The organism is Sphingobium sp. UBA5915 (genome assembly GCF_002431195.1).
GTDB lineage: Bacteria > Pseudomonadota > Alphaproteobacteria > Sphingomonadales > Sphingomonadaceae > Sphingobium > Sphingobium soli.
The window spans coordinates 1-22,645 of record NZ_DJDV01000084.1 but is presented as its reverse complement, the minus strand read 5'-3'; the positions used below and the strand labels follow the sequence as shown (position 1 = coordinate 22,645).

The window sequence follows — 22,645 nt, the reverse complement described above, 5'->3', positions numbered from 1 at the left end:
CCGGTCAGGCGGACCGGGCGGTGGTGCCGTGACGAATCGTGCGATCGTGCGCCAATGTGTCAAACAGGCGGTCTTCCTGACCGATACGGTCCATGAGCATGTTGAGGATCGGCCGCGTCTCGGCGCAAAATGCCGGCCATTCGCGGCGGATGCGCGCATCGCTCCAGTCGGTCATGTAGGCTTTGAAGCGATCGCCCAGTGCGCCAAGTTCCCTTTCAAGCATGGTGGCCCGGTCCCGCGTTCGCGCTTCGGCTGATCTTATAAGCGTGGGATAAAAGATGCGGTCTTCGAACGCGACATGCGTCATAAGCTGTCGCGCCAGTTGCCAGCGCAGTCTCGCCACGCCGTCGGGTTGATATGTTTCTGAAACCGCTTGTTCGAGCGCGCGCGCCGTGAGGCCGATCGCTGCATGCTGGCGGCGTAACTCGTCCAGGTCCATCCGTCCCTCCTAGCGTCGCGCTGGAGGGTAGATCATCGCCGCAGATATTTAAGAATATCTTGTCATCCTGCGCATAATGGCAGGGAAAGCACCGCCCTGCCGTAGCGGCAGGGCGGCGTTTGAACATCAGGCCGGCTGGTCAGCGCGGCTGACGCCCTGGCCATCCAGATTCTGGGCTGCGAAATCCCAGTTGATCGCTTCCTTGAGCACGCGCTCGGCATAGTTGGGGCGCGCGTTGCGATAGTCGATATAATAGGCATGTTCCCATACATCGAGGATCAGCAACGGCGTGTGGCCTTCATGCGCGACCGGCGTGTCGGCGTCGTGATAGCTGGTCACCTCCAGCTTGCCGTCCTTCAGGATCAGCGCGGCCCAGCCGCTGGCGAAATGGCCCACGGCCTCCGCCTTCATCTTGTCGATCAGCGCATCGACCGAACCAAAGGCGTCGTTGATCTTTTCCAGCAGCTCGCCCGACGGCTGTTTCTTTTCGGGGCTGAGCGAATGCCAGTAGAAAGTGTGGTTCCAGATCTGACCCACCTGGTTGAACAGGCCGCCCTTGGACGACTCGATCAGCTCGACCAGCGACTTGCCCTGGAGCGACGCATCCGCGGCGACCAGCTCATTGGCCTTGGTCACATAGGCATTATGGTGCTTGCCATGGTGATAGTCGAAGGTTTCGGCCGACAGGATGTCGCCGAAGGCGTCCTTGGCATAGGGAAGGTCGGGCAGAACAAAGGCCATGGCGGAACTCCTCGGGTTCGTTATGGGGACGGCCGCTCAACGGACGGAGCGGCCGAAAGGTTCATCGGTGCAGCAAGGCTGCAAGCCCGCCGCGCTTCCCATATGCGTTCGCCGGCGCGGATTAAAAGAGGCTTGTGCCTATTGCGAAACGATCGCAGAAATCAGCCCTGCGGCGGGGCGGTTTCGCCGATTTCATCGCTCGGCTTTTCCTCGCCCAGCGTCAGGCCATGGCGCATCAGCATCGGGATGTTGGCGCCGGCGAAAACCACCGAGACGATCGTCACGCCCCAGACCTTGACCGCGAGCCAGGTGTCGAAGCTCATCGACCTGCGCATGGCTTCATTGGCGATCGCCATGGCGACGAAGAACAGCGCCCAGTTGCGCGACAGCTTCATCCAGCCTTCATGCGTCAGTCCGTCATAGGCCGCCTGAAGCAGATATTTGAGCAAAGGCTGACCACGCAACAGTCCTGCAATCAGCATCAGTGCGAAAAAGGCATAGATTATGGTGGGCTTGACCTGGATGAAGCTCTGGTCGCGGAAATAGATGGTAAGACCGCCGAAAAAGAGGATCAGCAGCGCCGAGAGCCAGAGCATCGGCGATACGCGGCCCAGCTTTACCTTCGAGATGATGACGGCAATGACGATCGCGGCCATGAAGGCGCCGGTGCCAAAAATCATCGCCGTGATCGGATTGCCCGCACCCCATATCCAGCCTGCGCCCTTGTAGGTCAGGAAGAACACAAGGAGCGGCCCGAAGTCGAGCGCAAGGGACAGGGTGCCGTTATGGGGAGATTTTGTCGCGGTCATTGCATCATCCGTTCGCCCTGAGCCTGTCGAAGGGCCTCGCTTTTCTCAAGAGGAGGGCTGGGCTTCGACAGGCTCAACCCGAACGGCTTCTTATCGCTTACCGCGCATAAGCGGTGCCCGCGATCGCCTTTGCCATGTCGCCGGGATCGAAGGGGCGTAGATCTTCGATCTTTTCGCCCACGCCAATGGCGTGGATGGGCAGGCGGAACTTCTCCGCCGCCGCGACCAATACGCCGCCGCGCGCCGTGCCGTCCAGCTTAGTCATGACCAGCCCCGTCACCTGCGCGGTTTCCTTGAAGACCTCAATCTGGTTCAACGCATTCTGTCCCGTCGTGGCGTCCAGCACCAGCACAACGTCGTGTGGGGCCGCCGGGTTCAAACGGCCCAGCACCCGGCGCACCTTGGCCAGTTCGTCCATCAGTTCGGTCTTGTTCTGAAGCCGCCCGGCGGTATCGACGATCAGCACGTCGATGCCCGTGGCGGTCGCCTGCTTGACGGCGTCGAACACGATGCCGGCGGCATCGCCCCCTTCCTTGCCCGCGACGATGGGGATGCCCAGCCGTTCGGCCCAGACCTTGAGCTGGCCGATCGCGGCGGCGCGGAATGTGTCGCCGGCGGCCAGCATCACGCCATAATCCTGTTCCAGGAAATTATGCGCCAGTTTGGCGATGGTGGTGGTCTTGCCCGATCCATTGACGCCGATGACCAGGATGACCTGGGGTCGGGGAAACGCCTCAATCTCCAGCGGGCGCGCGACGGGGGCGAGCGTCTTTTCGATCTCTTCGGCGATGATCTCGCGAAGATATTCCTCGGTAAGTTCCTTGTTGAAGCGCCCTTCGGCCAGCCTGTCGCGCACGCGCGCGGCCATGGCCGGGCCAAGGTCCGAGACGATCAGGGCCTCCTCAATCTCGTCGAGCGTTTGGTCGTCGAGCGCAGCCTTGGTGAAAAGGCCGGTCAGATTGTCGCCCAGCCGGTCGGACGTGCGCTTGAGGCCGCCGAACAGTCGATCGCGCCAGTTAGTGTCAGCCATGGTGATAATCCGTCATGCCGCCTCTTGCGCGATCAGGACGCCCTTCTCAAGTCCCGTGATGGTCGCGCGCACGATGGCGGAGGGTGTCTGCGTCGCCGTAAAACGCACCGGCGAGAAATTTTCCGCATGGCCACTCAGGCCGCTGCGTTCGACCAGCACGGACTGTTGCGTGCCGATCAGGCTGCGCAGCCAAGCGTCGCGGCGTTCCGCGCAGGCGGCGCGCAGGCGGGCGGCGCGGGCCTTGATCGTCGGCCGATCGACCTGCGGCATCCGCGCGGCGGGCGTGCCTTCACGCGGGGAATAGGGAAAGATATGACCGTGGACGATGGCGCAATCGTCGATGAGGGCCAGGCTGCGCGCAAACATGGCGTCGTCTTCGGTCGGGAAGCCGGCGATGATGTCCGCGCCGATGCTGATGTCCGGCCGTGCGGCCTTGAGCCGCTCGGCGATCCTTACCGCGTCGGCGCGGCTGTGGCGGCGCTTCATGCGCTTCAGGATCATGTCGTCGCCCGCCTGAAGCGACAGATGGACATGCGGCATCATGCGCGGTTCATGCGCGATGAGGTCGAACAGGCGATCGTCCATTTCCACGCTGTCGATCGAGGAGAGGCGCAGGCGCGGCAGGTCGGGCACGCCTTTCAATATGCGTTCGACCAGCAGGCCGAGCGTCGGCGCGCCGGGCAGGTCCGGGCCATAGCTGGTGACATCGACGCCCGTCAGGACGATTTCGCGGTAGCCCGCGTCCACCAGCTCGCGCGCCTTGTCCACGACCGCGCCCGCCGGGACGGAGCGGCTGTTTCCCCGGCCATAGGGGATGATGCAGAAGGTGCAGCGATGGTCGCAGCCATTCTGCACCTCCAGAAAGGCGCGGGCATGGTCGGCAAAGGCGCTCGCCATATGTGGCGCGGTGTCGCGCACGGCCATGATGTCGGCGACGCGGACTTTGGGCAGGTCCAACCCACCGTTCGCTTCGAACACAGTCGAGAAGCGGTCAGCGCTGTGTTCTCGTTTCTCGACTTCGCTCGAACCGAACGGACGGTGGTAGGTCGCCGCCTCCATCTTCTCCCGATTGCCGATGACAGCGTCCACCTCCGCCATGGCGGCAAAGGTCTGCGGCTCCGTCTGGGCGGCGCAGCCGGTGACGAGGATGCGTGCGTCGGGGCGCTCGCGCCGGGCGCGGCGGATCGCTTGGCGGGTCTGGCGCACCGCTTCGGCGGTGACGGCGCAGCTGTTGACGACGATCAGGTCGTCCTGCTCCGCCGCCATCTGCCGTATCGCCTCGCTCTCCGCGATATTGAGGCGGCAGCCCATGGTGATGATGTCGGGGCCGGGCATCAGAAGCGCGCCCAGTCCGCCTCGCCATCGAAGACGTGGGTGGCGGGGCCGGTCATCTGGATCGAACCGCCCGGCCGCCAGTCGATGACGAGATCGCCGCCCGGCAGTGTCACGGTGACAGGGCCGCGCGCCAGTTTGCGCCGGATCGCGGCGACGGCGGTGGCGCAGGCGCCGGTGCCGCAGGCGCGGGTGAGGCCCGCGCCCCTTTCCCAGACGATTAGGCGGATGTGGTTTTCGCCCACGACCTGCGCGAAATTGACGTTCACCCGCTGCGGGAAGAGCGGGTCCTGCTCGATCATGGGGCCAAGCCGCGCCGTGTCCACCGCATCCAGATCATCAACGAAGAAGATGACATGCGGATTGCCGACATTGACCGCGGCTGGAGCGGGCAGCTCTTCCCAGCTTGCCGGCATCGTCAGCGTGTCCATCGCATAGGCGAGCGGGATCGCGTTCCAGTCGAAACGCGGCGCGCCCATGTCGACGCTGGCCCCGCCGTCGATCAGCCGGGCGTCGAGCAGGCCGGCCCTGGTGCGGATGGTGACGTCATGCCCGACAAACAACGGCACGCAGCGCGTGGCGTTGCCGCACGCCTCCACCTCGCTGCCGTCGGCGTTGAAGATTTGCATCGACACGTCGGCATCGGGCGCATCGCCAATCACGATCAACTGGTCGCAACCAATGCCGGCATGACGGTCGGCAATGGCGCGCGCAAGCGCTTCGTTCATGGCCATCGGCGCGGCGCGCGCGTCGATGACCACGAAGTCATTGCCCAGGCCATGCATTTTCGAGAAGCGCCCCATGCGCGGGCATGTAGTGCGAGTGAGGGGAAAAGGCGAGTCCGGGCTTAAGGTGCCGCGACCTGGAATTTGACAGTGAGCTGCTGCACGATAGGCACTGGACGCCCGTCGGCGTCGGCGGTGACTGAGCTAAAGAATTGCTGTGTCTGCTGGCATGCGACCTCAACCAGTTTTGCGGACGATTGGTCGGGGTTGAACGCTTGGCAAGCAGTGACATGTCCGGTTTGATCAAACTTTGCGGTCAGCGTTACGCGCTCCTCCTGCGCTCCGCCGGGCAAGCGCTTGACCTGTAATGTCATATCAACAGGAGGCACATAGCGATAGGATGGGCCACCTAGCTTGCCGGGAAGGCGCCAGTACAGCATTCCTCTATACGAGCCGTATGTCGCAGCGGCATTTTCGTCCCTCGCCGCTTTGAAGCGACCGCGTGACGCGATCATGGCACAGGTTCGTTCGTCCAAATCCGCCGAGCCGCTGGTCTGCGTGATCATGCAGTTGGCAATGCGCCCGGTCGGCGAGATGAGAAGGGAAAATGCTACCGGCCCTTCCTCTTTCCGCTTCAGCGCACCCGAAGGGTAGTCGTCGTCGCTCAGCCAATATCCGGGCGACTTTGCCGGCATTGCTGGAACAAGTGTCGCGGCCAGCATGATGCTTAGTAAGGCAGTCAATTCCAGCTCCTTATTTTGCGGCGCTCGCCCGTCGCTGCCCATACAGAAAATACACCGCCAGGCCGATCGCATTCCAGGCCGCGCACGCCATGATCGTCATCATCGGCAGGCTGAGGAACAGATAGGCGCAGCCCGCGACCGCGCCGATGCCGACGATCCAGGCCGCCGGGGTGCGGAACGGGCGGCGCAGGTCGGGCGCGCGCTTGCGCAGGACGAGAAGGCAGAGGCCAACGGCGGTGAAGGCGATCAGCGTGCCGGCATTGGCCAGCGCCGCGATCTCGTCGATCGGCAGCAGCCCCGCGATGATCGCGACCAGCACCGCCGTCACCAGCGTGATCCGCGCCGGGGTGCCGCGTTTCGATATGCGGGCGAGGCTTTGCGGTAGGAAGCCGTCGCGCGCCATCACCAGGAAGATGCGGCTCTGGCCATAGAGGAAGCCCAGCAGCACCGTCGGCAGCGCGATGACCGCCGCGATGGCGACGATGCGCGCCACGCCGCCCTGGTTCATTTCGCGCAGGATCAGCGCCAGCGGTTCGGGACTGTCGGCAAAGCGGGTGAAGGGCAGCGCGCCGATCGCGGCGGCGGCGACAAGGACATAGATCAACGTGCAGACGATCAGCGACCCGACGATGCCGATGGCAAGGTCACGGTCGGGGTTTTTCGCTTCCTCGGCCGCAGTCGAAATCGCGTCGAAGCCGTAAAAGGCAAAGAAGATGATCGCGGCCGCGGCCATGACACCGCGTTCGACGCCATCGGGGCTCATCGACTTGGCAAAGCCGAAGGGCATGAACGGCTCCAGGTTCGCCGCGTCGAAAGCAGGCAGGGCATAAGCGACGAACAGGCTCAACGTCACGATCTTGATGAGGACGAGGATGGTGTTGAGCCGGGCGCTTTCGCGCGTGCCGAACATCAGCAGCGCTGCGACCACGGCGATGATGAAGATGGCGGGCAGGTTGATGATGCCGCCCAGTTCCGGTCCCTTGGTGAGCGCCTCGGGAAATCCCAGTGGGGTCAGCAGCGGGCCGGCATAGCCCGACCAGCCGACCGCCACGGTCGACACGACGAGGCTATATTCCAGGATCAGCGACCAGCCCACGATCCAGGCGATGCCTTCGCCAAGGACGACATAGGAGTAGCTGTAGGCGCTGCCCGCCGCCGGCATCATGGTAGAAAGTTCGGCATAGGCAAGCGCCGCGCAGGCGCAGATCGCGCCGGCAATGGCGAAGGACAGCAGCACCGCCGGCCCGGCGCGTTCCGCGCCGACTCCGATCAGCGTCAGGATACCCGTGCCCACGATCGCGCCGACGCCCAGCGCCAGCAAGTGCGGCCAGGAGAGGGTGCGGGCGAGTTGGTGCCCGCTATCCTGCGGCACCATGGCCTCCATCGGCTTGCGGCGTGTCCAGCTCATGCGTGTGATGCTCCCCTCTGCTATACCCTTAGCTTCGCATATTTTCCACAGAATGCGACATAAAATTACGCGGGGGCGATCCTATCGGAAAGTGGGTGTTCGGGTGCAGTGTTGTGGATCACAGCTTGGCAACGAAGGGCAATGTAGAAGAGCCTCTGTAAACGTGAGTCCGTACCGTCATCCCGGCCCTGAGCCGGGATCCCGCTTTTTCGCAAAGACAAATAAGTGGGATGCCGGGTCAAGCCCAGCATGACGAAGGGAGTAGCAAGGATCGACCATTTCTTGCCGGTTCTGCGCCTCCAACATCTTCTCGAAACCCGACATTCATCAAACTATGGGAAGAGCGGGGTGATGAACGGCAGTTCGATGGAGTTGGCTATGGATCGCGGCATTACGGATGCAACTGACGAACAAATTATCGGCTACATTGATGATTGCGCACCTGTCGAGCCTTACCCCATCGATGTAACGCTTCACTTGGATAATGCTGAAGAGGCTCTCGCAATGGTCGAAATCATAGCTGACCTACTGCGAAACACTAAAAGCAGTTTCATACTTGATATTCAACATGCGGCATCTAGCACCGCTTTGGATAGGGCCTACGTATTTAAACATTTTTTGGCTCTTCAAGATATGTTGATGGCATCCATAGAAAAACATGATTTGGGCCGATGGGGCGAAATGCGCCAGTTCGATCACTACATCAGTCAGGCGTGATAACTGGCGGATACGCTGCTAACCCGACAGTCCGCTCTCCACCCAACCCCGCTATCCCGCTCCCCGCTTGCCATTCCGCACGCATTCCCCTAAGGGCACGTCCAGCATCGGGCGGCGTGCCGTTCGACTCTGACGACTCCAGGGCGCCCAATCGGGGCATCGGATGGACGCTGGCCGGCGAGGTTTCGCCCGCCGGCGATTTTGTCGTTTGAGGGGTCTGCTACGAATTTTCAAGGGCTTCGGCCCGGATGAGGTGTTGATGTTCGATTCGCTCAGCGATCGCCTAGGTGGGGTCTTCGATAAGCTGCGTGGGCGCGGTGCGCTTACGGAGGACGATGTCCGCGCCGCGATGCGCGAGGTGCGAATCGCGCTGCTGGAAGCCGATGTGGCGTTGCCCGTGGTGCGCCAGTTCGTCGACCAGGCGACCGAGCGGGCGGTGGGCAGCGATGTGCTGCGTTCGGTCACGCCCGGGCAGATGGTCGTCAAGATCGTGTCGGACACGCTCACGGAAACGCTGGGTTCGGACACGTCCGACCTGATGATCGACGTGACGCCGCCCGCCGTCATCATGATGGTGGGGCTTCAGGGGTCGGGCAAGACGACCTCCACCGCCAAGATCGCCAAGCGCCTGAAGGAAAAAGAGCGCAAGAAGGTGCTGATGGCGTCGCTCGACGTCCAGCGCCCGGCCGCGCAGGAACAGCTGGCGGTGCTGGGCACGCAGACGGATGTCGCGACTCTGCCGATCATCGCCGGTCAGCAGCCGGTCGATATCGCGAGGCGCGCGTTGCAGGCGGCGAAGCTCCAGGGCTTCGACGTGGTGATGCTCGACACCGCCGGTCGCCTGCACGTCGATCAGGCGCTGATGGACGAGATGAAGGCGGTGGCGGATGTCGCCACGCCGGCCGAAATCCTGCTGGTCGTCGATTCGCTCACCGGCCAGGACGCGGTCAATGTCGCGACCAGCTTCACCGCGCAGGTGCCGCTGACCGGCGTGGTGCTGACCCGCATGGACGGCGACGCGCGCGGCGGCGCGGCGCTCTCGATGCGCGCGGTCACGGGCCGTCCGATCAAGTTTGCGGGCACCGGCGAGAAGCTCGACGCGATCGAACTCTTTCACCCGCAACGTGTCGCGCAGCGTATATTGGGCATGGGCGATGTCGTGTCGCTGGTGGAAAAGGCGGCCGAGACGATCGACGCCGAGGAAGCCGACAAGCTCGCCAAGAAAATGGCCAAGGGTCAGTTCGACATGAACGACCTGCGCGCGCAGCTCAATCAGATGCGCCGCATGGGCGGGCTGGGCGCGCTGGCGGGCATGCTGCCGGGCCTCAAAAAAGCGCAGGCGGCGATGGCCAACAGCGGGGCCAACGATAAGACGCTGGTCCACCTCGACGCAATGATCGGCTCCATGACGCCCAAGGAGCGCGAAAAGCCCGCGCTCATCAACGCCAAGCGCAAGATCCGCATCGCCAAGGGTTCCGGCACCACGGTGCAGGAAGTCAACCGGCTCCTGAAAATGCATCAGGAAATGGAAAGCGCGATGAAGAAGATCCGCAAGATGGGTGGCCTCAAGGGGTTGGCCAAAATGTTCGGCGGCGGCGGAATGGGCGGCCTGGGCGGCGCTGGCGGTCCTGAAGGCGGCACGCCGCCCGACCTGTCGGGGCTGGGCGGACTGGGCGGTCTTGGCGGCACCATGCCAAAGCTTCCCCCAGGCTTTCAGAATTTCATGAAGAAATAAGCAGTTTTTCACAGATCAGAGTTGAACAGAAAGGCAAATATCCATGGCAACCTCCATCCGTCTGTCGCGCGGCGGCTCCAAGAAGCGTCCTTATTATCGCATCGTCGTCGCTGACAGCCGCGCGCCGCGTGACGGCAAGTTCATCGAGCGTATCGGCAGCTACAACCCCGTCCTGCCCAAGGGCGATGAAAAGCGCGTCGTTCTGGACATCGAGCGCGCGAAGCACTGGGTCGCCGCCGGTGCGCAGCCGACCGACCGCGTAGCCCGCTTCCTGGACGCCGCCGGCGTGAAGGAACGCGCTGCCCGCAACAACCCCAAGAAGGCGGAGCCGGGCCAGAAGGCCAAGGACCGCGCGGAAGATCGCGCTACCAAGGCTGCCGAGGCCGAAGAAGCCCGCAAGGCTGCGGAAGAAGCCGCCAACGCGCCGGCTGAGACTCCTGCTGAGGAAGCCGCGCCCGCCGAAGAAGCCACTGCCGAGCAGGCCGAAGGCTGATCGACTTGACCGACAAGCCCGTCACTCTGGCCGTCGTCACTGGGGCGCATGGGGTGACGGGCGAGGTTCGTCTCAAGCTGTTCGGCGATGGGCCGGACAGCTTGAAGGGCTATGGCGCCTTCATGGCCGCCGGGCGCACGCTGACACTGAAGTCGGTGCGCGCCGGCCCCAATGGCGCGGTCGCCCGCTTTGCCGAAATCAGCGATCGCGGCGCGGCCGAGGCGCTGCGCGGCACGGAATTGACAGTGCCGCGATCCGCCCTGCCGCCGTTGGGCGAGGGCGAATATTATCATGTCGACCTTATCGACCTGCCCTGCGCATCCAGCACGGGCGAGGCGCTGGGCACCGTCGTCGCGGTCGAGAATTTCGGCGCGGGCGACATTGTCGAAGTGCAACGCGCCAGTGGCAAGCGCTTCATGGTGCCGATGCATGCGGTGACGCTGGGCGACGGCGGAGCTGTGATTGACGCTGCATTCGTGGAATAGTATATACGGCCCGTATATACGGAGGCGTCCCATGGACGAAGAGTATAAGTCCAAGGTATTCAAGTCGGGCAACAGCCTGGCCTTGCGCCTGCCCAAGGCGCTGGGGTTGGAGGAAGGCGAAGAAGTGACGCTCGTCTCGCATGACGATGGCAGCTTTTTCTTCTGGCGACAGGATCGGGCGCGGGAGGTCCTGATGGGACTTTACGGCAGCATGTCTGCCGGCTTCATGGCGGATGGCCGGGACGATACGGCTCAAGATGACCGTGACTGGAGCCATGCCGCGACCCAGGCCGCATGACGACGTCGCTCTATCTGCTTGACACGAATGTTTGCATTGATTTCCTGCTGGGGCGAAGCGCGACGCTGGCGCGGCGCATGGGCGATTGCCTGGACGCGTTGAGCGTGTCGGCGATAACCGCTGCCGAATTGCGGGTGGGTAATCGCGCGTCCAGCGATCCGGTAGGGGACGGGCGGCGGGTGGAGGCCTTCCTCTCTCTGCTGAATATTGCGCCCTTTGATGACCCGGCATCGCGGACCTATGCGCAGGTGGCGGCCCAAGTCGGCATTCCTCGCAACAGCTTCGATCGCTTGATCGGAACACAGGCGTTGGCGCTCGGAATGGTTCTGGTGACGCGTAATCGGAAGGACTTCGCGGATATCGAGGGCTTGAAAATGGAGGACTGGACCCTGTGAAGTTCTGGCTGGTGCTCCTGCTGCTTTGCTTTCCCGCCCTTGCCCATGCGCAGGCAGACGAAAAGAAGATCGCTGCTGTCGTCCCTGACATCGACCGCCTGTTCCATGATTTTGGGCAAGACAGCCATTCCCCCGGCCTTATCTATGGCATCGTCGCCAATGGGCGTCTGGTCCATGTGAAGGCTTTTGGCGTGCAGGATCTGGACCAGAAACGCCCGGTCACGCCCGACAGCCTGTTCCGCATCGCATCGATGACCAAGGCGTTCACCGCGCTTTCCATCCTCAAGCTGCGCGAAGACGGCAAGTTGTCGCTGGATGACCTGGCGGAACAGCATGTCCCCGAACTGCGCCAGTGGACCTATCCCACGAAGGACAGTCCGCGCATCCGCATCCGCGACCTTTTGACCCACAGCGCCGGGTTCGTCGACGACAATCCATGGGGCGACCGCCAGACGCCGATGCCGCAGGAGGCATTCACGCGGTTGCTGGCACAGGGCGTGCCGTTCAACACCGCGCCGGGTACGCGCTATGAATATAGCAATCTTGGCTATGCTCTGCTCGGCCGGGTGATCGCCAATGTGAGCGGCATGCCCTATCGCGGCTATGTCGAACGCATCCTGCTTGGTCCGATCGGCATGACGTCGAGCGGCTATGCCGTGCGTGAATGGCCACAGGATCGGCGCGCGCTGGGTTATCGCTGGGAGGAAGGGCGGTGGCTGCGCGAGCCGGACATGGACGATGGTGCGTTCGGCGCGATGGGGGGCTTGCAGACCAGCGCGACCGACTATGCGCGCTGGGTCGCCTTCCTGCTGTCGGCCTGGCCGGCACGGGATGATCCGGATCAAGCGCCGGTCTCGCGCGCGTCGGTGCGGATGCTGGCGCAAGGCAGCAATTTCGCGAAGCTGGCGCAGCGCAATGGCAAGAGCGGGCCGAGCGCTTGCAAGCAGGCGGCGGCCTATGGTTTTGGCATGCGCGTCGCGCAGGATTGCGACTTGGGGCTGACCCTGGCCCATGGCGGCGGCTATCCCGGCTATGGCAGCCATGTGATGCTGATGCCGGACTATGGCGTGGGCATTTTCGTTTTCACTAACCGCACCTATAATGGCGGGGCGGGTCCGGCCTGGGATGCGGCGGTCGCTTTGAAGCAGGCAGGTGCGCTGGTTGCGCGGGAGCCGCCGGTAACGCCGCATCTGGCTGACGGCTATGCCGTTGCGGGTCAAATCTATGCGGCTGGAAATATATTGGCGGCGCGCGAGCGGTTGGCGATGAACATGCTGATGGATAGCGATGCAGACAGCTGGACGCGTCGGCTCGCTGCATTGCGCCGTGAAGTGGGGGACTGCCGCACGGACGCGCCGATCTCGGCCAGCGGCAATCTGTCGGGCAGCTTTACCTGGTCGTGCGAGCGCGGGCGTGTGGACGGGACGTTGCTGCTTGCGCCAACGCCGACAGCAGGGATTCAGGAATTGAAGCTGGTCGCCCGCCAGCCATGAAGCGGCGCCTGCTGGACGCTGCCCGCCCCATCGCCTAAGCGCGGCGATATGGCTGTCGTCCCGCAAATCGTCCTGATGCTGTATCTGCTGTTCCTGCTCGCGGCGGGGTGGCGACTGTGGGGGATAAGCTGGCGCACGGGCGTCAAGATCGCGGTGGCGTTCGCGCTCGTCCTGCCGTTGCCCTTGCTCTTCATTTTGCCAGGCATGACGCGGCAGGATGGCTGGTCGGACCTGCTGATCCGCTTCGGCCTGACGCTGCTTGTCTGCGGCATGCTGTGCCTTGCCGGCGGCTTTTCCGCCGCGCGGCTGCGGGCGAGGCGGCGCGGATGACCTTCACCGCGCAGATCCTCACGCTCTATCCGGAAATGTTTCCCGGACCGCTGGGCGTGTCGCTTGCAGGGCGGGCTTTGGCCGAGGGGAAATGGGCGTGCGACCCAATCCAGATCCGCGACTTTGCCGCCGACAAGCATCGCACCGTGGACGATACGCCGGCGGGCGGGGGCGCGGGGATGGTGTTGCGCGCCGACGTGCTGGGCAAGGCGGTGGATCATGCGCTGGACAAGCGGCCCGACCTGCCGGTGCTGGCGATGACGCCGCGCGGACGCCCGATCACGCAGGCGCGTGTGCGCGACCTGGCCGCCGGGCCGGGCGCGACCATATTGTGCGGCCGGTTCGAGGGGTTTGACGAGCGGATTTTCGAAGCGCGCGCCATCGAACAGGTCAGCATGGGGGACATCATATTGTCGGGCGGGGAAATGGCGGCTTTGCTGCTGCTCGACGCTTGCGTGCGGCTGCTTCCCGGTGTAATGGGCGCGGCTTCCAGTGGAGTCGAGGAATCCTTCGAAACAGGGCTGCTCGAATATCCGCATTATACCCGCCCGGTGGAATGGGAGGGGCGCACGATCCCGCAACTGTTGCGATCGGGGGATCATGCGAAGATCGCCGCCTGGCGGAAACAAAGGGCGGAGGAGGATACACGGCTAAGGCGGCCGGACCTTTGGGAACGTCATATCGGCGTTCGGGACCAGCCGCCCTCTGGTGCGCAACGAACGACCAAGGACTGAGTGTGACATGAACATCATCCAGCAGATCGAGGCGGAAAGCATCGCCGCCCTCGCCAAGGATATCCCCGACTTCCGCCCCGGCGACACGCTGCGCGTGGGCGTCAAGGTCAAGGAAGGCGACCGCAGCCGCGTCCAGAATTATGAAGGCGTGTGCATCGCCCGCTCGAACAAGGGCATGGGGTCCAACTTCACCGTGCGCAAGATTTCGTTCGGCGAAGGCGTGGAGCGTGTGTTCCCGCTCTATTCGCCCAACATCGATTCGATCACTGTCGTTCGCCGCGGTGTCGTGCGTCGCGCCAAGCTCTATTATCTGCGTGGCCGCACCGGCAAGCGCGCTCGTATCGCCGAGCGCCGCGACACCCGCAGCGAAGGCTGATCGCCGCGCGATCAGACCTGAGGGTAAGGAAAGGCGGCGGCTTCGGCTCGCCGCCTTTTTTTGTCCCGGGCCCTCCGGGAACCTCGGGGCCGCCAGGCGCGCTTATCCTTCCGTGATGGCGAGGAGAGAGAGATGCGCATCATATCGGGACTTGCGGCGGTCGCCGTCATCGCCCTGCCAGCCGCGCTGCCGGCGGCGGGGAAATCCATGTGGACCTATGCCTATCAGAACGGCGTTGGCGAATATCTGACCGGGCAATGGGATTCGCCCACAGGCGGCGCGCTCAACCTGTCGTGCAAGGGCAGGGCGGTGACGATCATGGCGCAGATCAAAGGGCAGGCACCGCCGCCCGATAGCCAGTTGCGGCTCATAGCCTCCTCGCGCTCCGGGTCGCGCGAAACGCGCTTCATGACGGATAAGCGGGGCGACGTGCATATTGCGGATGCGGCGCGGTCGCCGGCCTTTCGTCAGCTGTGGGGCGACTTGCGGGCGCGGGACATTGTGACGGTCCGCTATGCGGACGGGCGGTTTGCGGTGCAGTCGCTGGACGGTGCCGGCAAGACGCTGCCGCCGCAGCCTTGCGCGGATTAGGGACGATGGGCTTTCTGGTCGGGTCGGCGCTGCTGGCGATCCTGATGAGCTTCGGCGCGGCGAAGTTCAGTCTTGGCCGCTGGCCTGACCTGAGCGCCGGGCGGCAGGTGCTGGTCGCGGCGTCCGCCTTTCCCCTGCTGGCGCTGATCGCCTTTGCCGTGATGCTGGTAATCACGCTGGCGGGGCCGCAGCCGCAGGAACCGGGCGGGACGACCGGGATGGTCGTCTTCGCCATGGTCTTCTTCCTGGTCTATGCGCTGGGCGTTGCGCTGGTTATCGGCCTGCCCAGCGCCTGGATCGCGGTGCGCATGTTGCGCTGACCGATCAGGCGGCGCGGCTGGTCCACCACAGGCCCGCGAGGCTGATGGCTGCGGCCGCGGTCATGTAGAGGCCGACCAGCGCCACACCCTGCGCCGCGATCAGCCAGGTCGCGACGATCGGGGCGAGCGCGCCGCCGATGATGCCGCCAAGGTTAAAGGCGAAGGACGCGCCAGTATAGCGCAGCTGGATCGGGAAGAGCGCGGGCAGATAGGCGCCCAGCGGGCCGTAGACGAAGCCCATCAGGAACAGGGCGATCGCCAGGATCGCGAAGATAGGGAGCAGCGCGCCCGTGCCGATCATCGGTCCGAAGGCAAGTCCCATCAGCGTCGTGCCCGCGCAGCCCCAGGCCAGCACGCGCGTGGGCGTACGCTGGTCCGACCACCAGCCGGCCAGCACAATGCCCACTGCCATGAACAGGATGGCGCCGAGTTGCAGCGACAGGAAGATGCTGCGGTCGATGCCCAATGTCGTGGTGCCGTAGCCCAGCGCGAAGGCGGTGGCGATATAATAGACGGCAAAGCAGGCGACGACCGCGAAGGTGCCGGCAATGGCCGCGCCCAGATGATCGCGCAGCAGCGTGGCGAGCGGCAGGGCGGGGGGCGGCGCTTCCGCCTGCGCCGCTGCAAATTCGGGCGTTTCGGTCAGCTTGAGGCGGACCCACAAGCCCAGGAACACCAGCACCGCGCTACCCAGGAATGGCAGGCGCCAGCCCCAGGCGAGGAAATCCGCTTCAGACAATGCCGTGTCGAGGATCAGGAACAGGCCGTTGGCGGCGATGAAGCCGACCGGCGCGCCCAGCTGCGGGAACATGCCGAAACGCGCGCGCCAGCCCGGCGGCGCGTTTTCCACCGCCAGCAGCGCCGCGCCGCCCCATTCGCCGCCCAGGCCAAGGCCCTGTCCGAAGCGCAGCAGGCAGAGGATCAGAGGCGCCCACCAGCCGATCTGCGCATGGGTGGGCAGGAAGCCGATGGCCAGCGTGCAGCCACCCATCAGCATCAGCGACGTCACCAGTGTCGCCTTGCGCCCGACCCGGTCGCCATAATGGCCGAACACCGCCGCGCCCAGCGGCCGCGCGAAGAAGGCGAGAGCGAGGCTGCCATAGGAGGCCATGAGTTGCGCGGTGGGGGAGGAGGCCGGAAAGAACAGCGCAGGGAAGATCAGGCTGGCGGCGGTGGCGTAGATGTAGAAGTCGTAAAATTCGACCGCCGTGCCGATCAGGCTGGCCGCGAGCACGCGCTTGTGCCGCCACATTTCGCCGATGCCGCTGGTCTGTGTCACGTTTTTCGCCCCCCGGAATTCGTCATGCCAGCGAAGGCTGGCATCTCTCTGCCTTTGTCGCGGTAAAGAAAAGTGAGATCCCAGCCTTCGCCGGGATGACAGTCATGATGTCTTTCGCCTCTGGTTCAGCAGCTCATAGGCCATCACAGCAGTAGCCACCGCGGCATTGAGGCTGTCGGCCTTGCCGCGCATCGGCATTTTGACCAGCAGGTCGCATTGCGCTTCATAGTCGGCGGGCAGGCCCTGGGCCTCGTTACCAACCAGCAGGAAGCTGGGGCTTTGATAGGCCGGCTCCTGATAATCCTGCGTGGCCTTGAGGCTGGTGCCGATCAGTTGGCCCGCGCCGCCGCGCAGCCAGGGGAGGAACTCTTCCCACCGCGCCTGCGTGATCGACTGGGTGAAGAGCGCGCCCATGCTGGCGCGCACCGATTCGACCGAGAAGGGATCGACGCAATCGTCAATCAGGATGATGCCGCCCGCGCCGACAGCGTCGCCGGTGCGCAATATCGTGCCCAGATTGCCGGGATCGCGCAGCGACTGGGCGACGATCCAGATGTCGGCGCTGCTCCGGTCAAGCGCGGCCAGCGGCGTCAGCCGGTCGCGATAGACGCCGACGAGTGCCTGCGCATTGTCCTTGCCGCTGATCTTGGACAGGATGTCCGGCGTTGTGACGATGACGTCGCCGCCCGCTGCCTCGATATCGTCGATCAGTTCCAGCCCCAGCGGATGGGCGGTGCCGGCATGGAAGAGCATGTCGGGCAGCACGCCTTCCTCGCGCGCTTCGGTCAGGATGCGCAGCCCTTCGGCCAGGAACAGCCCTTCGGCCTTGCGATATTTCTTTTCCCGCAAGCTGCGGACGCGCTTGACCAGCGGGTTGGAAAAACCGGTGATTTCACGTGCCACTGCGCCGATATGCCCATGCTGGAGATAAACAGGCGGCTTCCTTAGCGGGCACAAGCGCAAAAGGACAGGCTTGCCCCGCGCAGGGCGATGGATTTGGCGCAAGGATTTTGCCAAGGATGCGCCATGACACCCGATTCCGATCCGCCGCCGCCCATGCACCTGTCGATCAAGCTGGAAGATGGCTTCTTCCTTGGCTTCGTGCTGCTGGTGTCGGTCGCCTTCGCTCTGGTTATCGAACCCTTTTTCGCCGCGATCCTGTGGGGCGTCATCGTCGCGATCGTGTTCGCGCCGGTGCATCATCGCATCCGCGCGCAGATGCCGGGGCGGACCAATGCGGCGGCGCTGCTGACCTTGCTCCTCATTTTGCTGGTGGTGATCGTCCCGGCCTTCGTCCTGGGCGCAGCGCTGTTGCAGGAAGCGACCTATTTCTATGGCAAGGTCCAGTCGGGCGAGATCAATTTCGTTCGCCTGTTCTACGACGTGATCGCGGCGCTGCCCGACTGGTTGCGCCCCTATGTCCAGCGGCTGGGCATCACCAATTTCTATGCCGCGCAGGAAATGGTGACGCGGGGGCTGACCAGCAGTTTTCGCACGCTGGCGGGTCAAGCGTTCCAGATCGGGCAGAGCGCCTTCAGCTTTTTCGTGGCGCTGGGCGTCATGCTCTATCTGGCCTTCTTCCTGTTGCGCGATGGCGACTGGCTGGCGCGCAAGGTCGCCGCCGCCGCGCCGCTGCGCGCGGGACAGCGCACCGCCTTGATCGAGCAGTTCGTCATCGTCACCCGCGCCACGATCAAGGGCAGCATCGTCGTCGCCATCGTGCAAGGACTGATCGGCGGGCTGGTCTTCTGGGCGCTGGGCATCCAGGGCGCGCTGCTCTGGGGGGTGCTCATGGGCGCCTTTTCGCTGCTGCCCGCGATCGGCACCGCGATCGTGTGGGTGCCCGTCGCCATCTATCTGTTCGCCACCGGCGCGGTGTGGCAGGGTGTGGTGCTGGTGGTGTGCGGCGCGCTGGTGATCGGGTCGGTCGACAATGTGCTGCGCCCCATCCTGGTCGGCCGCGACACGCGCATTCCCGATTATGTGGTGCTCATCTCCACGCTGGGCGGGCTGGAGCTGTTTGGCTTCAACGGCATCGTCATCGGCCCGGTGATCGCGGCTTTGTTCATCGCAACGTGGAATATCTTTACCCGGATGCGGGGGGAGGATGCGGGCATCGACGCGGCGAAGGAGGGCTGACGAGGCGGTCCGACCTGTCAGGCGTCCGAAGTTCACAGTGTCGTGGCGCTTTTGCGGGCGGAAGCGACCACTAGGCGACTGCGACGCGACACTGAAGCGACACCTGCGCGAACCCGACGCTACAGGCCGATGGCGCCTCACGATCGGGCGCGGCGCGCGTGTCACAAGAGGCCGGATGGACGACATCCAGCAGGATAGATCAGATAAAATCCAACATTGGAACTCTTATCCTGGCCTTCCGCATTGCGCAGGGTTAGCGGTTCAGGGCACGCCGATGACGGCGTCGGACTGGGCCGGATAAGCGCGCACCAATGCGCCGCTGAGCGCCTTAGCCGCCGCGTCCTGCTGGTCCGCAGACCGCACCGTGACCGCCGATCCGCGCCAGACCGACGCCGCGCTGCCCCGTTTGCGCAGGATCATGTCCAGCCGCGTCTTTTGCAGCGCGACATGGCGCGACTTGCCCGATGGCAGCGGCACCTTGAAGACGGAGCCCGCAGCTCCGGGTACGCCGCCATTCGCAAGGTTGGAGCTGGACGGAGCGACCTTCGCGTCGCCGGTGCCGACGTCGGACCGGTCGATGACCAGTTCCATCCAGTAGGCCGCATGATCCGCGCCATCCAGCAAGGTGAAGCCGCGCGCCGAAAGCGCCTCTCCGGCGGCGTCGCGCGCGCTTTCGGTCGTGCCGTCGCGGCTGCCGTCAGCAAGATGCGCTTCGACCGCCATCGTGCCCTGTTGCGGGGGCGGGGCCGTCTGGGCGGCCAGCGGCGCGCTGAGCGCGACCATGCCGACCAGCGCCGCGATATGGCGGACAAGGATCGAGGGGCGATGCGCGTTCAGGGGCAGGGGCATCATGGTCATGGGGTGGCTCCAGGAAATGCGATCCTATCGGAAGGACGCACGCATAGTGGGAAAATATGCCAGCGCCGCTTTGCCAGCCGGCCGCGCCTATTCTTCCCCGAACTTGTCCTCGACCAGGGTGACGAGTTGGCTGAGCGCCTGCGCGGCGTCCGGCCCCGTTGCCTTGATCGTGATCTGGTCGCCCATCGCCGCGCCCAGCATCATCAGCCCCATGATCGACGTGCCGGTGACATGATGGCCGTCCTTGCTGACGGTGACGTCAGCGGGCAGGCCGCTCGCCAGGGTCACGAATTTCGCGCTGGCGCGGGCGTGGAGGCCGCGCTTGTTGGTGATGCGGACGTCCTGGCTGAATTCGTTCATGCAGTGCTGCCCAACAATTCCGATGCTACGCTGATATATTTCTGGCCCGCCTCGCGCGCGGCGGCGACGGCGGCGCGCACGTCCATGACCTTGCGCGCGCTTTCCAGGCGGATGAGCATGGGCAGGTTGATGCCGGCAATCACCTCGATCTCGCCGGCCTTGAGCAGCGAGATGGCAAGGTTCGACGGCGTGCCGCCGAACAGGTCGGTGAGAAGGATGACGCCCGCCCCATCATTGACGCGCGCGACCGCGGCGGCAATGTCCGCGCGGCGCAATTCCATATCGTCTTCCGGGCCGATGCAGATCGTCGCAATCTGCTGCTGCGGCCCTACGACATGTTCCATGGCGACAACGAATTCGGTCGCCAGCGACCCATGGGTGACGAGAACGAGTCCGATCATGTGTTTGTGCGGCCCACCTGTATCATGATTCTGCTTTCGGGCCTCCCGGCCGGCGCTTCTCCAGACTGTCCTGGGGCGCTGATTCTATATTGCGGTGCAGAACCGTGGGCGAAAAGCCCGCCGCTTGCAAGTGCCTCGCGACCCGATCGGCGACATGGACGGAACGGTGCCGCCCGCCGGTGCAGCCGAACGCCACGGTGATGTAGGTCTTGCCCCCTTCGGCATAGCGCGGCAGCAGCGTGACAAGCAGATCCTCGATCCGGCCCACGCTGTCCGCATAGGCGGGATCTTGCGCGATATAGGCCGCGACGTCGGCCTCCAGCCCGGTTTTGGGCCGCAGCGCATCGTCCCAATGCGGATTGCGCAGATAGCGCATGTCGAACATCAGGTCGGCGTTGCGCGGAACCCCGCGCGAAAAGCCGAAGGACAGGATGGTCAGCACCGGCTCCGACAGGCCGGGCCGCGAAAAGCGGTCGCGCATTTCCTGTTGCAGGGCGTTGCTGGAAAAGCTGGTGGTGTCGATCACCTGGCTCGCCCAGCGGCGCAGCGGTTCGGTGAGTTCGCGTTCGCGCGCGATGCCATCGGCGGCGGGGCGATCGGCCGCCAGCGGATGGCGGCGGCGGGTTTCGGCAAAGCGCCGTTCCAGTTCCGCGTCCGAACAGTCGAGGAACAGGGTTTCGATGTCATGGCCGTGGCGTTCGCGCAGCCCCTTGATGCGGCGCACGATGGCGCCGGCGTCAAAGCCGCGCGTGCGCGCGTCGATGCCCAGCGCCAGCGGCCGGTCGGCATCCGCGCCATGGCCGACGGGCAACGGCGTGTCGAGCAGCCGGTCGAGCAGCATCAACGGCAGATTGTCGACGACTTCCCAGCCCATATCCTCCAGCGTCTTGAGCGCGGTGGTCTTGCCCGCGCCTGACAGGCCCGACAGCAAAAGGATCGATTTGGGGTGGGATGCAGTCATCGCGGCGCCAGCGTCCTGAGCGCCAGTTCGACCTTGATCGCGGCGGAGACTTCGAACGGGGCAATCTTGATAACCGGAACCTGAAGCCCGGCGACGGCGCGGGACAGGCCTTCGGGCGGCATGCGGTCGACCTGGTCGAACAGGTCGCACAGCAGTGCGACGGGCGCGTCGCCATGGGGCATGGGCACGATGCCAAGGCCGCGCACCTCCATCTTCCCCGCGATCGTGTCGGGCGCGGTGGCGCGCAGCGCGCCGTCGATGCGCTGGACCAGCGTATAATCGTCGCTGACCAGCGTCGCGCCACGGTCGATCAGGCGCAGCGCCAGGTCAGACTTGCCGACGCCGCTGGGTCCGCACAGCAATACGGCCCGGCCATCGATGGCCACGCTGGTCGCATGCAGCGTTTCGGAGGAAAGGGCGCGCGCCATTATCCCGCCCCTTCTAACGCCTGTCGCGGCCGATGAAAATGGGCGAGCAATGCCTTGCCGTCTTATTCCGAAACAATGCCGGGGTCGCGCGCCACCGCCATCGGCAGGCGCACGACGAAGCTGGCGCCGCGCTGCGCATCTTCCCGGTCGCCGATGCTGATGCGGCCCTGATGCCCTTCGACAATGGAGCGGGCGATGGCGAGGCCCAGGCCCGAATGTTTGCCGAACGCCTCGCCTTCGGGGCGAACGCTGTGGAAGCGGCGGAAAATATGTTCGCGTTCGGATTCGGGGACGCCCGGCCCTTCATCCTCCACGCTGACCAGCACCTGATCGTCCGCCACCGTGGCGATGATGCGGACAAGGCCGCCGTCGGGCGAAAAGGACACCGCATTGTCAATGAGGTTGTCGAGCACGCGCACCAGCCGGCCTTCCTCGCCCAGCACGACGGCGACATCCTTGCGCGGGCGGGCGAAGGCCAGCCGCACGCCGCGTGGCACGCCGCGCGCTTCGCGGGCGATCACCATTTTCTCGATCAGCAGGCCCAGGTCGATGGGTTCAAAGCGGGTGCGCGACAGTTCCGCGTCGACGCGCGAGGCTTCGGCAATGTCGGTAACGAGGCGGTCGAGCCGGCGCACGTCATCCTGCGCAATCGCCATCAATTGCGCGCGCAGATCCGGGCGGTCCACCCGTTCGAGCGAATCGAGCGCGGAGCGCAGCGATGCGATCGGGTTCTTGAGTTCATGGCTCACGTCAGCCGCGAAGGCGTCGGTCGCGTCGATCCGCTGGCGCAGCGCATGGCTCATGTCTGAGAGGGCGCGGGCCAGCATGCCGATTTCGTCGCGCCGTTCGGGCAGGCGCGGCACCGTGACTTCGCGCGCGCGGCCCAGGCGCACGCGCACCGCTGCGCGGGCCAGGCGCTGGAAGGGGCGGACGATGGTGCGTGCCAGGAAGAGCGACAACAGGACGGAGATCAGCGCGACGAGGGCGAGCAGGACGCTCAGTCGGAAGCGTTCGATGCGAACCGT

29 protein-coding genes are annotated in these 22,645 nt (G+C 64.7%); 13 read left to right on the top strand and 16 right to left on the bottom strand.

The window, feature by feature from the left end; genetic code table 11:
* Positions 1-4: 4 nt before the first annotated feature.
* The 8 genes from B2V90_RS13980 to B2V90_RS13945 form a co-directional block, all read right to left on the bottom strand.
* Positions 5-439: a hemerythrin domain-containing protein gene (locus B2V90_RS13980; RefSeq protein ID WP_228221689.1), complete on the bottom strand. Its 435-nt coding sequence runs from the start codon at positions 437-439 to the stop codon at positions 5-7.
* A gap of 126 nt (positions 440-565) precedes the next feature.
* Complete coding sequence (locus B2V90_RS13975; protein ID WP_228222117.1) at positions 566-1,180, bottom strand: superoxide dismutase; 615 nt, start codon at positions 1,178-1,180, stop codon at positions 566-568.
* A 161-nt stretch (positions 1,181-1,341) separates the two neighbouring features.
* Positions 1,342-1,989 (bottom strand): septation protein IspZ, encoded by a 648-nt coding sequence (gene ispZ, locus B2V90_RS13970; RefSeq protein WP_228222116.1) that lies wholly within the window; start codon positions 1,987-1,989, stop codon positions 1,342-1,344.
* Between the two features lie 97 nt (positions 1,990-2,086).
* Positions 2,087-3,019, bottom strand: coding sequence for a signal recognition particle-docking protein FtsY (gene ftsY / locus B2V90_RS13965; RefSeq protein ID WP_228222115.1), 933 nt, complete (start codon positions 3,017-3,019; stop codon positions 2,087-2,089).
* Between the two features lie 12 nt (positions 3,020-3,031).
* A complete protein-coding gene (gene mtaB, locus B2V90_RS13960; RefSeq protein WP_228222114.1) occupies positions 3,032-4,354 on the bottom strand; it encodes a tRNA (N(6)-L-threonylcarbamoyladenosine(37)-C(2))-methylthiotransferase MtaB in 1,323 nt (440 codons plus the stop codon).
* Positions 4,354-5,154, bottom strand: coding sequence for a diaminopimelate epimerase (gene dapF / locus B2V90_RS13955; RefSeq protein ID WP_228222113.1), 801 nt, complete (start codon positions 5,152-5,154; stop codon positions 4,354-4,356). The genes mtaB and dapF overlap by 1 nt, the downstream gene beginning before the upstream one ends.
* A gap of 44 nt (positions 5,155-5,198) precedes the next feature.
* Entirely contained in the window at positions 5,199-5,819 is a 621-nt protein-coding gene (locus B2V90_RS13950) for an energy transducer TonB (RefSeq protein ID WP_228222112.1), read from the bottom strand.
* Positions 5,820-5,829: 10 nt separating this feature from the next.
* Entirely contained in the window at positions 5,830-7,227 is a 1,398-nt protein-coding gene (locus tag B2V90_RS13945; protein ID WP_228222111.1) for an amino acid permease, read from the bottom strand.
* A gap of 351 nt (positions 7,228-7,578) precedes the next feature.
* Between B2V90_RS13945 and B2V90_RS13940 the strand changes: the two genes are divergently transcribed.
* From B2V90_RS13940 to B2V90_RS13885, 12 genes are all read left to right on the top strand, one after another.
* A complete protein-coding gene (locus B2V90_RS13940; RefSeq protein ID WP_293921774.1) occupies positions 7,579-7,944 on the top strand; it encodes a hypothetical protein in 366 nt (121 codons plus the stop codon).
* 259 nt (positions 7,945-8,203) lie between these two features.
* Positions 8,204-9,679, top strand: coding sequence for a signal recognition particle protein (gene ffh / locus B2V90_RS13935; RefSeq protein WP_228222109.1), 1,476 nt, complete (start codon positions 8,204-8,206; stop codon positions 9,677-9,679).
* A 43-nt stretch (positions 9,680-9,722) separates the two neighbouring features.
* Entirely contained in the window at positions 9,723-10,172 is a 450-nt protein-coding gene (gene rpsP / locus B2V90_RS13930; protein WP_009820930.1) for a 30S ribosomal protein S16, read from the top strand.
* Between the two features lie 5 nt (positions 10,173-10,177).
* A complete protein-coding gene (gene rimM / locus B2V90_RS13925; RefSeq protein ID WP_228222108.1) occupies positions 10,178-10,657 on the top strand; it encodes a ribosome maturation factor RimM in 480 nt (159 codons plus the stop codon).
* 31 nt (positions 10,658-10,688) lie between these two features.
* On the top strand, positions 10,689-10,955 hold the full coding sequence (locus tag B2V90_RS13920; RefSeq protein WP_228222107.1) for an AbrB/MazE/SpoVT family DNA-binding domain-containing protein: 267 nt from the start codon (positions 10,689-10,691) through the stop codon (positions 10,953-10,955).
* Complete coding sequence (locus B2V90_RS13915; protein WP_228222106.1) at positions 10,952-11,350, top strand: type II toxin-antitoxin system VapC family toxin; 399 nt, start codon at positions 10,952-10,954, stop codon at positions 11,348-11,350. Before B2V90_RS13920 ends, B2V90_RS13915 begins: the two co-directional genes overlap by 4 nt.
* Positions 11,347-12,843 carry a serine hydrolase domain-containing protein gene (locus B2V90_RS13910; RefSeq protein ID WP_228222105.1) on the top strand — a complete coding sequence of 499 codons (1,497 nt, stop codon included), beginning with the start codon at positions 11,347-11,349 and terminating at the stop codon, positions 12,841-12,843. The genes B2V90_RS13915 and B2V90_RS13910 overlap by 4 nt, the downstream gene beginning before the upstream one ends.
* Positions 12,844-12,891: 48 nt before the next feature.
* The gene (locus B2V90_RS13905) at positions 12,892-13,173 is read left to right on the top strand and encodes a hypothetical protein (protein WP_228222104.1); all 282 of its coding nucleotides are present in this window, start codon (positions 12,892-12,894) and stop codon (positions 13,171-13,173) included.
* Positions 13,170-13,907, top strand: a complete 738-nt coding sequence (gene trmD / locus B2V90_RS13900) for a tRNA (guanosine(37)-N1)-methyltransferase TrmD (RefSeq protein ID WP_228222103.1) — start codon at positions 13,170-13,172, stop codon at positions 13,905-13,907. Before B2V90_RS13905 ends, trmD begins: the two co-directional genes overlap by 4 nt.
* Before the next feature lie 7 nt (positions 13,908-13,914).
* A complete protein-coding gene (gene rplS / locus B2V90_RS13895; RefSeq protein ID WP_009820937.1) occupies positions 13,915-14,283 on the top strand; it encodes a 50S ribosomal protein L19 in 369 nt (122 codons plus the stop codon).
* A 132-nt stretch (positions 14,284-14,415) separates the two neighbouring features.
* Positions 14,416-14,874, top strand: a complete 459-nt coding sequence (locus tag B2V90_RS13890) for a hypothetical protein (protein WP_228222102.1) — start codon at positions 14,416-14,418, stop codon at positions 14,872-14,874.
* Positions 14,875-14,879: 5 nt separating this feature from the next.
* The gene (locus tag B2V90_RS13885) at positions 14,880-15,194 is read left to right on the top strand and encodes a hypothetical protein (RefSeq protein ID WP_228222101.1); all 315 of its coding nucleotides are present in this window, start codon (positions 14,880-14,882) and stop codon (positions 15,192-15,194) included.
* A gap of 4 nt (positions 15,195-15,198) precedes the next feature.
* Here the strand turns inward: B2V90_RS13885 and B2V90_RS13880 are convergent, their stop codons facing one another.
* Complete coding sequence (locus B2V90_RS13880) at positions 15,199-16,446, bottom strand: MFS transporter (RefSeq protein ID WP_037542514.1); 1,248 nt, start codon at positions 16,444-16,446, stop codon at positions 15,199-15,201.
* A 129-nt stretch (positions 16,447-16,575) separates the two neighbouring features.
* On the bottom strand, positions 16,576-17,376 hold the full coding sequence (locus tag B2V90_RS13875) for a TrmH family RNA methyltransferase (RefSeq protein WP_228222100.1): 801 nt from the start codon (positions 17,374-17,376) through the stop codon (positions 16,576-16,578).
* Between the two features lie 123 nt (positions 17,377-17,499).
* Here B2V90_RS13875 and B2V90_RS13870 point away from each other — a divergent pair, with 123 nt between their 5' ends.
* The gene (locus B2V90_RS13870; protein WP_228222099.1) at positions 17,500-18,612 is read left to right on the top strand and encodes an AI-2E family transporter; all 1,113 of its coding nucleotides are present in this window, start codon (positions 17,500-17,502) and stop codon (positions 18,610-18,612) included.
* A 261-nt stretch (positions 18,613-18,873) separates the two neighbouring features.
* On the opposite strand, the gene B2V90_RS13865 is transcribed toward B2V90_RS13870, so the two are convergent.
* From B2V90_RS13865 to B2V90_RS13840, 6 genes are all read right to left on the bottom strand, one after another.
* Entirely contained in the window at positions 18,874-19,470 is a 597-nt protein-coding gene (locus B2V90_RS13865) for a hypothetical protein (RefSeq protein ID WP_228222098.1), read from the bottom strand.
* An 87-nt stretch (positions 19,471-19,557) separates the two neighbouring features.
* Positions 19,558-19,830 carry an HPr family phosphocarrier protein gene (locus B2V90_RS13860; RefSeq protein WP_009820944.1) on the bottom strand — a complete coding sequence of 91 codons (273 nt, stop codon included), beginning with the start codon at positions 19,828-19,830 and terminating at the stop codon, positions 19,558-19,560.
* Positions 19,827-20,231, bottom strand: a complete 405-nt coding sequence (locus B2V90_RS13855; protein ID WP_009820945.1) for a PTS sugar transporter subunit IIA — start codon at positions 20,229-20,231, stop codon at positions 19,827-19,829. Before B2V90_RS13855 ends, B2V90_RS13860 begins: the two co-directional genes overlap by 4 nt.
* A gap of 22 nt (positions 20,232-20,253) precedes the next feature.
* Positions 20,254-21,192, bottom strand: a complete 939-nt coding sequence (gene rapZ, locus B2V90_RS13850; protein ID WP_228222097.1) for an RNase adapter RapZ — start codon at positions 21,190-21,192, stop codon at positions 20,254-20,256.
* A complete protein-coding gene (locus B2V90_RS13845; RefSeq protein WP_009820947.1) occupies positions 21,189-21,620 on the bottom strand; it encodes an HPr kinase/phosphorylase in 432 nt (143 codons plus the stop codon). Before B2V90_RS13845 ends, rapZ begins: the two co-directional genes overlap by 4 nt.
* A 62-nt stretch (positions 21,621-21,682) precedes the next feature.
* On the bottom strand, positions 21,683-22,645 hold a 963-nt coding region (locus B2V90_RS13840), incomplete at its 5' end, for a HAMP domain-containing sensor histidine kinase (protein ID WP_293921759.1).

Coding starts and splice junctions, on each gene's coding strand:
- ffh (WP_228222109.1), top strand. CDS start 8,204: ATGTTCGATTCGCTCAGCGATCGCCTAGGTGGGGTCTTCGATAAGCTG.
- B2V90_RS13860 (WP_009820944.1), bottom strand. CDS start 19,830: ATGAACGAATTCAGCCAGGACGTCCGCATCACCAACAAGCGCGGCCTC.
- B2V90_RS13890 (WP_228222102.1), top strand. CDS start 14,416: ATGCGCATCATATCGGGACTTGCGGCGGTCGCCGTCATCGCCCTGCCA.
- B2V90_RS13855 (WP_009820945.1), bottom strand. CDS start 20,231: ATGATCGGACTCGTTCTCGTCACCCATGGGTCGCTGGCGACCGAATTC.
- ftsY (WP_228222115.1), bottom strand. CDS start 3,019: ATGGCTGACACTAACTGGCGCGATCGACTGTTCGGCGGCCTCAAGCGC.
- B2V90_RS13880 (WP_037542514.1), bottom strand. CDS start 16,446: ATGTGGCGGCACAAGCGCGTGCTCGCGGCCAGCCTGATCGGCACGGCG.
- mtaB (WP_228222114.1), bottom strand. CDS start 4,354: ATGCCCGGCCCCGACATCATCACCATGGGCTGCCGCCTCAATATCGCG.
- B2V90_RS13915 (WP_228222106.1), top strand. CDS start 10,952: ATGACGACGTCGCTCTATCTGCTTGACACGAATGTTTGCATTGATTTC.
- ispZ (WP_228222116.1), bottom strand. CDS start 1,989: ATGACCGCGACAAAATCTCCCCATAACGGCACCCTGTCCCTTGCGCTC.
- B2V90_RS13975 (WP_228222117.1), bottom strand. CDS start 1,180: ATGGCCTTTGTTCTGCCCGACCTTCCCTATGCCAAGGACGCCTTCGGC.
- B2V90_RS13945 (WP_228222111.1), bottom strand. CDS start 7,227: ATGAGCTGGACACGCCGCAAGCCGATGGAGGCCATGGTGCCGCAGGAT.
- rplS (WP_009820937.1), top strand. CDS start 13,915: ATGAACATCATCCAGCAGATCGAGGCGGAAAGCATCGCCGCCCTCGCC.
- trmD (WP_228222103.1), top strand. CDS start 13,170: ATGACCTTCACCGCGCAGATCCTCACGCTCTATCCGGAAATGTTTCCC.
- rpsP (WP_009820930.1), top strand. CDS start 9,723: ATGGCAACCTCCATCCGTCTGTCGCGCGGCGGCTCCAAGAAGCGTCCT.
- B2V90_RS13865 (WP_228222098.1), bottom strand. CDS start 19,470: ATGACCATGATGCCCCTGCCCCTGAACGCGCATCGCCCCTCGATCCTT.
- B2V90_RS13845 (WP_009820947.1), bottom strand. CDS start 21,620: ATGGCGCGCGCCCTTTCCTCCGAAACGCTGCATGCGACCAGCGTGGCC.
- rapZ (WP_228222097.1), bottom strand. CDS start 21,192: ATGACTGCATCCCACCCCAAATCGATCCTTTTGCTGTCGGGCCTGTCA.
- B2V90_RS13885 (WP_228222101.1), top strand. CDS start 14,880: ATGGGCTTTCTGGTCGGGTCGGCGCTGCTGGCGATCCTGATGAGCTTC.
- dapF (WP_228222113.1), bottom strand. CDS start 5,154: ATGGGGCGCTTCTCGAAAATGCATGGCCTGGGCAATGACTTCGTGGTC.
- B2V90_RS13940 (WP_293921774.1), top strand. CDS start 7,579: ATGAACGGCAGTTCGATGGAGTTGGCTATGGATCGCGGCATTACGGAT.
- B2V90_RS13870 (WP_228222099.1), top strand. CDS start 17,500: ATGACACCCGATTCCGATCCGCCGCCGCCCATGCACCTGTCGATCAAG.
- B2V90_RS13980 (WP_228221689.1), bottom strand. CDS start 439: ATGGACCTGGACGAGTTACGCCGCCAGCATGCAGCGATCGGCCTCACG.
- B2V90_RS13905 (WP_228222104.1), top strand. CDS start 12,892: ATGGCTGTCGTCCCGCAAATCGTCCTGATGCTGTATCTGCTGTTCCTG.
- B2V90_RS13920 (WP_228222107.1), top strand. CDS start 10,689: ATGGACGAAGAGTATAAGTCCAAGGTATTCAAGTCGGGCAACAGCCTG.